The sequence below is a fragment of the Trichococcus sp. genome, from assembly GCF_049684335.1.
GTDB lineage: Bacteria > Bacillota > Bacilli > Lactobacillales > Aerococcaceae > Trichococcus.
On the sequence record NZ_JBAVFV010000037.1, the window covers coordinates 1 to 11,815 of the forward strand.

Genomic DNA, 11,815 nt, shown 5'->3' on the forward strand with positions numbered 1-11,815 from the left:
GTTGAAGCAACTTTTGGAATTGTTAGCGCGCGGCATCCCTATTTCACAAACAGATATCGTCACAGCTATAAAAATGTCGGAGCGTGGAAGCCTTGATTTCTTCATCAACCTTTATGAAGAAGAAATCGGCAGGTCGTACGCAGGCAAGCCTATCCGGGCGAAGAATTTCGGCCAAAGGCAATATGTGCAGGCCGTCAAGAAAAAAGATGTCGTTTTCGGAATAGGACCTGCCGGAACCGGGAAAACCTTCTTGGCCGTTGTGATGGCGGTGGAGGCTCTGAAGAACGGTAAGGTGAAAAAAATCATCCTGACCCGTCCGGCGGTTGAAGCTGGAGAAAACCTCGGCTTCCTGCCCGGAGATTTGAAGGAAAAAGTGGACCCTTATCTGCGCCCGATTTACGATGCGCTTTATGCCATTTATGGCGTCGAGCACACAACCCGCTTGATGGATAGGGGAGTCATCGAAATTGCGCCGCTCGCTTATATGCGCGGACGGACACTGGAAGATTCCTTCATCATCCTTGACGAAGCGCAGAACACGACTGTCGCACAGATGAAGATGTTCCTGACGCGGCTCGGCTTCGGGTCTAAAATGATCATCAACGGCGACAAGACCCAGATCGATTTGCCGAAAGGCGCCCTTTCAGGTTTGATTGATGCCGAGAAGAAACTTCAGGGCATCCCTGACATCACTTTTGTCACCTTTGATACTTACGATGTCGTGCGCCATCCGGTCGTTGCGAGCATCATCAAAGCATACGATGTCAAAGAGGAAACAAAACATAATATAGAAAAGTGAGCGATTATATGGAAATAGATATTTTTGATGAAACCGAATCTGTACAGAAAGAGCACACTGAATTGGTCCATTCCTTGATTACTTTTGCGGGGGAGTATTTGAAGTTGACTCCCGATACCGAATTGTCGATCACTTTTGTGGACAATGAGCGCATCCGAGAAATCAATCGTGAATACCGCAACAAAGACCAGGCCACGGATGTCATCAGCTTTGCACTGAACGATGACATGGATGACGATTTCCCGATCAACATGGAAAGCATAACCGGTGCCTTTCCGACAAATATCGGCGATATCATTATCTCGACCGACAAGACCGCTGAACAAGCGGAGTCTTATGGCCACAGTTTTGAGAGAGAACTAGGCTTCCTTGCCTTGCATGGTTTCCTGCATTTGAATGGTTATGATCACATGACGGAAGAAGACGAAAAGGAAATGTTCGGTCTTCAGAAAGAGATACTGGATGCTTATGGACTTAAAAGAGACGAGTAGGGAAAAGATGGGGAAAATCGGAAAGAATCCGAGCTTTTTTGCTTCAGTGAAGCATGCTTTGGATGGCATCGGCATTATCCTCAAAGAAGAAAAAAACATGCGCAGTCATGCCTTGGTTGGCTTGATACCGCTCTTGTTGGCTTGGTTCTTAGAATCGAGCCCAATGGAATGGATCGTGATCATCTTCTGCATTTTTCTGGTCATCATTATGGAGTTTCTTAACACGATATTTGAAAATGTCGTTGATTTGGTGACCGATTACGAATATCACCCGCTCGCAAAGAAGGCAAAGGATATTGCAGCCGGAGCGGTCTTGGTTACGGCGTTCTTTGCCATCCTTATTGCGGCCATCATTTTTTTACCCAAGTTTTTGGAAATATATTATAAGTTAATTTGAGGAGTTTTGTATGAATAAAAAAGAAGGTTTCAAATCAGGATTCGTCTCCATCATCGGGAGGCCTAACGTAGGCAAATCGACACTTTTGAACCACATCGTCGGTCAAAAGGTCGCCATCATGAGCGATGTCCCGCAAACTACCCGGAACAAGATCCAAGGCGTAGTCACTTCGGATGATTCCCAGCTCGTATTCATCGATACGCCCGGAATCCACAAACCGCTGACGCGCTTGAACGATTTTATGCTGAAGAGCGCTTACAGCACGTTTAATGAAGTGGATTTGGTTTTATTCATGGTGAATGCGGCAGAAAAAAGAGGAGCGGGCGACAATTTCATTCTTGAAAAACTGAAGAACCTGCGCACTCCGAAATTTTTGATCATCAACAAAATCGATCAGGTCAAGCCGGAAGAATTACTGAAAATCATCATGGACTATACTTCAGACAATGAGTTCAATGAAGTGGTTCCGATTTCTGCCATAAATGGGAACAATGTGGATGAAATGATGGTAACCATCAAAAAATACATGCCGGAAGGGCCCAAATTCTACCCGGACGATCAAGTGACGGATCACCCTGAATATTTCGTCGTTTCCGAGTTCATCCGCGAAAAGATTCTTCAGTTGACCAAGGAAGAAGTGCCGCATTCCGTAGCTGTCGTCGTAGAATCGATGAAGCGCAACGAGGACGATAAAGTCCACGTCCATGCAACCATCATCGTCGATCGGGCCAGTCAAAAAGGCATCATCATCGGCAAAGGCGGGAAAATGCTGAAAGAAATCGGTGTCCGGGCACGTCGGGATATCGAAGCGATGCTTGGCGATAAAATTTACCTTGAACTTTGGGTCAAGGTCCAAAAAGATTGGCGCGACAAGCAGAGTTATCTGCAGGACTATGGATACCGCCAAAAAGATTACGATTGATCAGCAAATGCTCAATTAATACATAAATAGCAATCAGGAAGAGTTTGGGAGGCTGCCTTCCAGACTCTTCTCTTTTCGAAAGGGTGCGACATGGAGACATATCAGGAATTTGATGGCATCGTCCTATCAATCCGAAAACACAGGGAAAAGGATGCTTTGGTAAAAATATTTACGCGCAATCATGGAAAGCGGATGTTTTTCGTGAAGAACATCAAAAACCCGAACCATTCCTTGAAAGCTGCGCTGCTACCATTCACGAAAGCGACTTATCTGGGCCGCATCAAGGATGATGGACTCAGTTTTCTGCAGGACAGCCGTGAAATCATCCACTTTTCCAAAATGCAGACGGATATCCATCTGAACGCCTATGCGACCTATTTGAATAACCTGGCCGATGCAGCTATCAACGATGCCATCAAGGCCGCCGACCTCTACGATTTGTTGGAGGAATCCCTGGTCGCCATGCAGAACGGGATGGATGCAGAAATCGTAGTGAACATTTTCGAAATGCGGGTGCTGAAATATTTTGGAGCTGCGCCGCAATTGCAGGAATGCGTCATCTGTCACAGCAAGCAGGAACCTTTCGATTATTCGGTAAAATATTCCGGTTCCTTGTGTCAGAACCATTACGGGGAAGACCCCAGAAGATTGCATGCAAGCCCTGCAGCTGTCCATTTTGCACGTATTTTCCAATTGGTCACGCCGAAGCAAGTCGGGAATATCCAAATCAAAGCCGAGACGAAACAGGCGCTCAGGGCCTTTATCGATGAGCTCTATGAAGAATATGTCGGGATCCGCCTGAAAAGCAAGAACTTCATCGATCAGATGTACGCTTGGGAAACGAAGGTTGAGATTCCTTTCCGTTCCGCTTCCGAACCGGAGCCGAACAAGCCGAATGAAAGCGGACAGTCCAATTTAACTAGTTCTTGACATTCTTCCGGAACAAGGCTACTATTGAGAAGAACTAAATACTGGACGTTGAAGATAAAAGTACCTCTGGTCAGTACCGAAAAGCGAATTTGGGATAGTGTGAGCCAAAGCGGGAGACTATTGCGGAAAGGCATATCCGAGTCCTGTAACGAAGTGCCGGCATTTGCCGGAATTAGGGTGGAACCGCGAAAATATTCGTCCCTATGTTTCAAGGAGACTTGATGCATAGGGACTTTTTTTATGTATTATTTCAAGTGGAGGAGATTTATGATGGAAAACAAATTAACTGTGCAAAAAATGATTCAAGCGCTACAAAATTTTTGGGCAGATCAAGGCTGCCTATTGATGCAGTCCTACGATACTGAAAAGGGTGCCGGAACAATGAGCCCGTACACTTTCTTGCGCGCAATCGGCCCAGAACCCTGGAACGCTGCATACGTGGAGCCTTCGCGTCGTCCGGCTGACGGCCGTTACGGTGAAAATCCCAACCGCCTGTACCAACATCACCAATTCCAAGTGGTCATGAAGCCATCACCGGCCAATGTCCAGGAACTTTATCTGGAAAGCCTGAAGGTATTGGGCATCAATCCGATCGAACATGATATCCGCTTTGTCGAAGACAACTGGGAAAACCCTTCATTGGGTTGCGCAGGCTTGGGCTGGGAAGTCTGGTTGGACGGGATGGAAGTCACCCAGTTCACCTACTTCCAGCAAGTGGGCGGCTTGGAGTGCAGCCCTGTCACAAGCGAAATCACCTACGGGTTGGAGCGCTTGGCTTCTTATATCCAGGATGTGAACAGTGTTTACGATCTTGAGTGGACCGAAGGCGTGAAATACGGAGAAATCTTCGGCCAACCGGAATACGAACATTCGAAATATTCGTTTGAGGAAAGCAATGTCGATTTGTTGTTCCAACTGTTTGATTCATTTGAAGCGGAAGCGACGAAACAGATCGAGAATGGTCTCGTGCATCCGGCTTATGACTATGTCCTGAAGAGTTCGCATGCTTTTAACCTTTTGGATGCACGAGGGGTCATTTCTGCGACCGACCGCGCAGGTTATCTCGCACGTATCCGCAATATGGCGCGCCAATTGGCGAAAGCATTTGTCCAAAAGAGAAAAGAACTGGGTTTCCCTTTGCTTTCGGATGATCAAAAAGAACTTGCCCTTAAGGAGGACTAATGTGATGAGTCAAACTGTATTATTAGAAATCGGACTTGAAGAAATGCCTGCGAAATATGTGCGCAGCAGCAGTATCCAACTGAAAGAAAAAATGGCCGCTTTTTTGGAAGAAAACCGCATCAAATTTGATGCGATCGAAATGTATGCGACGCCGAGACGTTTGGCAGTCATCGCCAGCGGAGTCAGCGATAAACAGGCGGATTTGGCTGAAGTCGTCAAAGGACCCGCAAAAAAAATCGCTTTGCAGGCGGACGGCACTTGGTCAAAAGCTGCACTGGGCTTCGTCCGTGGACAAGGCTTGACTCCTGAAGACATCTTCTTTGATGAACTGAAGGGTGTAGAGTATGTTTTCGTCAAGAAGGAAATCAACGGAAAAGCTTCATTCGAAGTGCTAAAGGAATTGAATACAGTCGTTGAGTCATTGACTTTCCCTGTTTCGATGCATTGGGGCAACCATCACTTCAAGTACATCCGTCCGATCCATTGGATTGCGGCATTGGCAGATGATGAAATTATCCCATTCCAGATCTTGGATGTCGTTTCAGGCCGGACCACACGCGGCCACCGTTTCTTGGGTGAAGAAGTTACTCTGGCGCATGCGGGCGAATATGTGGAGAAATTGGCTGAACAACACGTCATCGCCGATCAGGACAAAAGGAAAAATATGATCCGGGCCCAATTCCAACAGATTGAAACAGAAAATGGCTGGATCATCCCTAACGATGAAACCTTATTGGAAGAAGTCACTTCACTGGTTGAATATCCGACAGCATTCTTCGGCGAATACGACAGCAAATACCTGACGTTGCCGGCAGATGTATTGATCACATCGATGAAAGACCACCAGCGTTATTTCGAAGTGAAGGACAAATCCGGGGAATTATTGCCGTACTTCATATCTGTACGCAACGGGAATGGCATATTCATCGATAACGTGAAAAAAGGGAACGAGAAAGTCCTGACAGCAAGGCTTGAGGACGGCCTGTTCTTCTTCAACGAAGACCAACGCGTCACCATCACGCAGTCGGTCGAAAAATTGAAGAAAGTCACATTCCATTCGAAAATCGGCTCCATTCATGATAAGATGGACAACACAGCGAAAATCGCTGCCCATCTTGCTGATGTGCTTGATCTGGAAGAGGACGACAAAATGCATTTGTTGCGTGCAGCATCAATCTACAAATTTGACTTGGTGACCAATATGGTTTCCGAATTTACGGAACTGCAAGGCATCATGGGTGAGGTCTATGCCTTGCAACAAGGCGAAGCGGCTGCTGTAGCAACCGCGGTCCGCGAACACTACCTCCCGGTATCCAGTGAAGGCGAATTGCCGGAAACTCAAATCGGAGCAGTTTTGGCGATGGCGGACAAATTGGACAGCATCATCAGCTTCTTCCTGCAGGGTATGGTTCCTACAGGATCGAACGACCCGTATGCTTTGCGCCGTCAAATGATCGGGGTCATTCAGATCATCGAGAAATACCAATGGGCATTCTCGCTGGAAGAATTGCTGTCAGCCTTGTTGACGGAGGTTTATGCGGTTGAAGATGCAGAATCATTCAATAAAACAATGAATGAACTTGCTGTTTTCGCAAATGGCCGTATCCAACAGAAGCTTCAAACCTATGGCATCCGTTATGACATAGTGGAAGCTGTACTTCAATCCGGCGAAAAAGATGTCAACACCTTGTTCGCTAACGCTAAAGTATTGCAGGCGCACAATGAAGAGGAACCATTCAAAGCAGTTATGGAAGCTCTTGCGCGTGTCGTAAACATTTCCGGGAATCCTGATGAATCGATTCCCGTTCAGAAAGATTTGCTGGAAACAGCCAGCGAGAAGAATCTGTATGTGCAGATCAACCATCTCGATTTGGCTCTGTCCCACGGCGATCCTGAAGCGGATTACGCTGCCTTAGCTGCGATTGCGCCATACATTGAAGCTTATTTTGATGAAAATATGGTCATGGTCGAGGATATTGCTATCCGCAGCAACCGCTTGAACACGCTAGGTAACCTAACCTTGAGCATTCTGCAGTTTGCTGATGTCAGAAAATTGATTCTTAAATAGTGAAGTGATGGAGGCGGGGCTAACATTGTTTACTCCCGGCTCCATCATTTTGTCTTCCACCGTGTGTGGGGAGGATCAAGACCCTCGACACTGTATTTTCTTTTCGTTTTTTGGTTAATATGGTAAATTAAGAGGGAAGAATGAGCGGTTCAGAAGAAAGAAACGCAAATTATTTGTTAAGGATACTTGTCCAAATTTTTGACTGCAGAAGTGCATTTGAAAAAGTTGGACCAATCGAATCATTTTGTTCGGCACAAAGAGTGCCGAACAGTTTTCCAAGGGGGAAAAAAGATGTCAATGTTTTTGGATCATGCAAAAGTGCATGTAAAAGCCGGTAAAGGCGGCGATGGAATGGTAGCGTTCCGTCGCGAAAAGTATGTTCCCGATGGGGGTCCTGCAGGTGGCGATGGCGGCCGTGGGGGAAGCATCATATTTGAAGTGGATCCAGGTCTGCGCACGTTATTGGATTTCCGTTACAACCGGAATTTCAGAGGTAAGCCCGGCGAAAACGGCATGAGCAAAAGCATGTTCGGCCGCGGTGCAAAAGATACAATCGTCAGAGTTCCGCCTGGTACGATTGTACGCAATGCGGAAACAAAAGAACTCATAGCTGATTTGACGGAACCTGGACAACAGGCTGTGGTTGCAAAAGGTGGACGTGGCGGACGCGGGAATAACCGTTTTGCCACTGCGAGAAACCCTGCACCCGAAATCGCCGAAAACGGTGAACCCGGGAAAGAGCTTGAGTTGGAGTTGGAGTTGAAAGTCATCGCTGACGTCGGTTTGGTTGGCTTCCCATCCGTAGGTAAATCGACATTGCTCTCGATCGTGTCAAAAGCAAAACCAAAAATCGCAGCTTATCACTTCACTACGCTTGTGCCTAACTTAGGTATGGTACAAACACGCAGCGGAGAAGAGTTTGTCATGGCCGATTTACCGGGATTAATCGAAGGCGCGTCCCAAGGCGTCGGTCTGGGAATCCAATTTCTGCGCCACATCGAGCGCACAAGAGTCATTCTGCATGTCATCGATATGGGTGGCACAGAAGGCAGAGATCCTTTCGATGACTATGAAAAAATCAACAAGGAATTGGAAAGTTACCAATTGCGTTTGCTGGAGAGACCTACCGTCATTGTAGCCAACAAAATGGATGTGGCAGAGGCGGAAGACAATCTTGAGATCTTCAAACAGCAAATCGCCGAAAAATTCGGGGATGACGAAGCACCAAGAATTTTCCCGATCTCAGCCTGGTCGACCACCGGCGTAGCCGAATTATTGGATTACACTGCTGAAGTTCTGAAGGATACTCCTGAGTTCCCATTATTCGACGAAGAAGAAGTCGAATCATCCGTCCTTTACAAATTCGAAGAAAATCAAGAACAATTCACTATCGGACGCGATCCTGATTCCACATGGGTATTGGGTGGCGAAAGATTAGAAAAACTATTCAACATGACCAATTTTGCTCATGACGAAAGCATCATGCGTTTCGCGCGTCAATTACGTTCCATGGGCGTTGATGAAAAACTGAGAGCCAAGGGAGCGAAAGATGGGGACATGGTCCGTATCATGACCTACCATTTTGAGTTCGTAGATTAAAAAGCATCACCATTACCAATAAATGGGGGATAATTATCGTGACATTACAGACACGCTCCGTTCCTTTGGATGGAATGCGGGCGCTTGCGATTCTTGCCATCATTTTCTATCATTTGATGCCTCATGTTTTGCCTGGCGGCTACTTGGCTGTAAACATCTTTTTCGTTTTGACTGGTTATTTCATCACAGCGTCGGTGCTTGAAGAATACGGCCAAAAAGAGAAGTTGTCTTATAAACGCTATTTGGCCAGAAGGTTCAACAGATTGTTCCTTCCGTTGCTGGGGATGCTGGTATCGGTGACTGCCTATATCACTTTGTTCCAAAGGGACTTATTACTGAATTTGCGGCCATGGCTTCTTTCGTCATTGGGGATGGTCAACAACTGGTGGCAAATTTCTGTTGGCGGGTCTTATTTCGAACAATTCTATGTGCAATCACCTTTCCTGCATCTCTGGTTCCTTTCGGTCATAAGTCAATTCTATGTCATCTGGCCTTTGATTGTTCTTTTGCTGATGGCCCTTTTCAAGGATAAACGGATCATCTTCTCCACTGCTGTCGGGCTTTCTTTGTTTTCTGCCCTTGCGATGGCCTTGCTGTATGTGCCGGGAGAGGACGCCTCACGCGTCTATTATGGGACGGATACGCGCTTGTTTTCATTTATGATAGGCAGTGCGCTATCGGTTGTTTGGCCGTTAACGCAATTGAACGAGCCAGTGTCTAAAACAACGAAGCGAAGATTGACGCTTGCAGGATTTTTCAGCTACGCGATTCTCGGTTTGATGTTCATCAGAATGCTGGATAGTCAGACATTCACTTACAGAGGTGGAATGTACCTAAACAGTATCATCATCGGTGTTGCGGTAATCTTGACAGCACATCCGGCAACGAGTCTTTCAAGAATAATGCGGTTCAAGCCGATTCAGTGGCTCGGCAGGCGGAGTTTCCTGCTTTATCTCTGGTACTATCCTGTACTTTCCCTTTATCAAGCGAAAGTAATCGATACGAGCGTTGATCCTGGGCGCCACATTTTGATCCAACTGGCCCTCATGCTTAGCCTTTCCGAAATAGGTTACCAATTATTCGAAAAAAAACGTTGGAAGATGACATCTGTGCAGTTTTGGAACCCTGCCGATACGATTACCCGAATGAAGGCTTCCGGATCGACAGACTCAGTCAGGCATTTTTCGGCAAAACTTGCGGCATTCGGCAGTTTTTTCCTCTTGCTGACCGCTCTGGCGGGATTTGTCCAAGCACGATCCGGCGAGAATGCTGCTGTGGAGGAACTGCGACAGCAAATTGCAGCCAGCCAAAGTAAAATGGATCAGATGAATCGTGACGAGTCCACCCGCAGTAGGGCCATCAACAATATCGAAGGCCTCGAACGGGAGACCGTGTTGTTTGCTCACGGCGCGGAAATTACCTTCATAGGCGATTCTGTATTACTCTCCGTAGCGGATCAACTGGTTACGATATTCGGTCAAGCGGTTGTGGATGGTGCCGTCAGCAGACAGCTTTACCAAACCTCTGCGGTCATTGGTGCTTTGGAGAAGCGGGAACAATTGCATGATACGGTAGTGGTCTTCTTAGGTTCCAATGGGACTTTCACCCATACGCAAATGGAAACGTTCATAAAGGAAATCGGGACATCCCGGGATCTATTTTTCCTCACGACAAATGTTCCGAGAATCTGGAAGGACAGCGTGAATGAGCAGTTGACGCTTGCCGAAAGTAACCATTCCAATGTCCATATTTTGGATTGGAATGCATACAGCAGTGGGCACGATGATTGGCTTCTGGAGGATCGGGTCCATCCGAATCCAACGGGCGCAAAACAATTAGCCCTTTTTGTGGCTGAAGAAATCTATCAAGAATTAAATGATGAAAATGGGAGCAATTGATTATGAAAATTCAATTTTTAGGCACCGGAGCAGGTGTCCCTTCCACTAGCAGAAATCTTTCCAGCATAGCATTGAAACTGTTGGATGAACGCAATGCTATCTGGCTTTTTGACTGCGGGGAGGGGACACAGCAACGTGTGCTCAAAACAACGATTCGACCCAGGAAAGTCGAAAAAATCTTCATTACCCATCTGCACGGAGATCATATATTCGGCTTGCCCGGGTTCTTGAGCAGTCGGGCATTTCAGGGCGGCAATACGCCCTTGAACATCTATGGCCCTGTTGGAATCAAAGAATTTGTTTTGACCAGTCTGCGTATTTCCCAGTCCCACTTGCGCTATCCGATCTTCTTTCATGAAATAACCGAAGATGGCGTAGTGTTTGAAGATGAGCAGTTCCGCGTGAGTTGCGCAAAACTGAATCACGGCATCGTTTCTTACGGATACCGTGTCGAAGAGGCCGACTATCCGGGCGAATTGCAGGCCGATAAGCTGAAAGAGATGGATGTTCCCGCAGGACCTCTCTACGGAAAGCTGAAAAATGGGGAAACCGTTGTTTTACCGGACGGCAGAACCATCAATGGGCTGGATTTTATCGGGAAAACGACCAAAGGACGTGTCGTAACGATTCTGGGCGACACAAGAAGAACGAAAAACACAGCGGTTTTAGCTAAAAATGCCGATGTGCTGGTTCACGAGAGCACTTTCGGGAAGGAAGACCAAGCAATCGCGTCGGATTATTTCCATTCTACATGCATCGATGCAGCTAAAGTAGCCAAAGAAGCAAATGTTAAGCAACTCTATTTGACTCATATCAGCGCACGTTACCTCAACGGCAACGCGCATCAGTTGCAGCGGGATGCTCGCAAAGTCTTTCCTGACACGAAACTCGTCAATGATTATGATGAGTTCGAAATAGCGCTGACGAAATGATCACCTGAAGCTTGATCCCCTGAGAATCATTCCGTTGCTAAGTGTTGCAAGTTGACTATGCAACGGCAAAAAGATGATAATAAGAGTGGGAACTATCAAAATGAGTGAGGCGATTATAATGAAAAATCAATGGAGATTAGTCGCAGGCATAATTTTAATCATCATCATTGTGTTGTTTGCCGTTTTCAATGTCGATTCTGTGCCGGTCAATTTTGGTTTCGCAGTTGTGGATGGACCGCTTATCATTGTCATCCTTGTTTCTCTCCTGATGGGCGCGCTCATCACCTTGTTGGTTGCGACAGGCAGTGCGACGAAGAAGAATAAAGAATTCAAACAGATGCGCACTGAGATCGACACAAAAGGGAAAGAAATCCAAGCGGCAGTCGATGCGACGAAAGTCGGGTATGAACAGCAACTCACCGATCTGAGAGCGGAACTGACTCAGAAAGACCAAAAAATCAAATCCCTTGAAGAGGAATTGGTCAAACAGTTTACAGTGGGCAACCCGAATCAGCCAAGCGTTTGACGAAAATAGAGTGGCAGATCTATCCGATCGGCCACTTTCAGTTGTAAAGAAAAGACTAGAATGAGTTCAGC

At 46.7% G+C, this 11,815-nt stretch carries 11 protein-coding genes; all 11 read left to right on the top strand.

Going from position 1 to position 11,815, the window contains the following annotated elements:
- Window positions 1-799: PhoH family protein (locus WBM30_RS07055; protein WP_424900030.1), on the top strand; the 799-nt coding region annotated here is incomplete at its 5' end.
- An 8-nt stretch (window positions 800-807) separates the two neighbouring features.
- Window positions 808-1,290, top strand: a complete 483-nt coding sequence (gene ybeY, locus WBM30_RS07060) for an rRNA maturation RNase YbeY (protein WP_424900031.1) — start codon at window positions 808-810, stop codon at window positions 1,288-1,290.
- A 7-nt stretch (window positions 1,291-1,297) separates the two neighbouring features.
- Window positions 1,298-1,687 carry a diacylglycerol kinase family protein gene (locus WBM30_RS07065; RefSeq protein WP_424900032.1) on the top strand — a complete coding sequence of 130 codons (390 nt, stop codon included), beginning with the start codon at window positions 1,298-1,300 and terminating at the stop codon, window positions 1,685-1,687.
- Window positions 1,688-1,697: 10 nt separating this feature from the next.
- The gene (gene era, locus WBM30_RS07070) at window positions 1,698-2,609 is read left to right on the top strand and encodes a GTPase Era (RefSeq protein WP_424900033.1); all 912 of its coding nucleotides are present in this window, start codon (window positions 1,698-1,700) and stop codon (window positions 2,607-2,609) included.
- Between the two features lie 90 nt (window positions 2,610-2,699).
- Entirely contained in the window at window positions 2,700-3,539 is an 840-nt protein-coding gene (gene recO / locus WBM30_RS07075; RefSeq protein ID WP_424900034.1) for a DNA repair protein RecO, read from the top strand.
- A 270-nt stretch (window positions 3,540-3,809) separates the two neighbouring features.
- Complete coding sequence (gene glyQ / locus WBM30_RS07080; RefSeq protein WP_424900035.1) at window positions 3,810-4,721, top strand: glycine--tRNA ligase subunit alpha; 912 nt, start codon at window positions 3,810-3,812, stop codon at window positions 4,719-4,721.
- 4 nt (window positions 4,722-4,725) lie between these two features.
- Entirely contained in the window at window positions 4,726-6,789 is a 2,064-nt protein-coding gene (glyS, locus tag WBM30_RS07085; protein WP_424900036.1) for a glycine--tRNA ligase subunit beta, read from the top strand.
- Between the two features lie 291 nt (window positions 6,790-7,080).
- On the top strand, window positions 7,081-8,388 hold the full coding sequence (obgE, locus tag WBM30_RS07090) for a GTPase ObgE (RefSeq protein ID WP_107995188.1): 1,308 nt from the start codon (window positions 7,081-7,083) through the stop codon (window positions 8,386-8,388).
- 38 nt (window positions 8,389-8,426) lie between these two features.
- Window positions 8,427-10,286: an acyltransferase family protein gene (locus WBM30_RS07095; protein ID WP_424900037.1), complete on the top strand. Its 1,860-nt coding sequence runs from the start codon at window positions 8,427-8,429 to the stop codon at window positions 10,284-10,286.
- A gap of 2 nt (window positions 10,287-10,288) precedes the next feature.
- Window positions 10,289-11,218, top strand: coding sequence for a ribonuclease Z (gene rnz, locus WBM30_RS07100; RefSeq protein ID WP_424900038.1), 930 nt, complete (start codon window positions 10,289-10,291; stop codon window positions 11,216-11,218).
- A 118-nt stretch (window positions 11,219-11,336) separates the two neighbouring features.
- Window positions 11,337-11,744, top strand: a complete 408-nt coding sequence (locus tag WBM30_RS07105; protein WP_424900039.1) for a lipopolysaccharide assembly protein LapA domain-containing protein — start codon at window positions 11,337-11,339, stop codon at window positions 11,742-11,744.
- Window positions 11,745-11,815 lie beyond the last annotated feature (71 nt).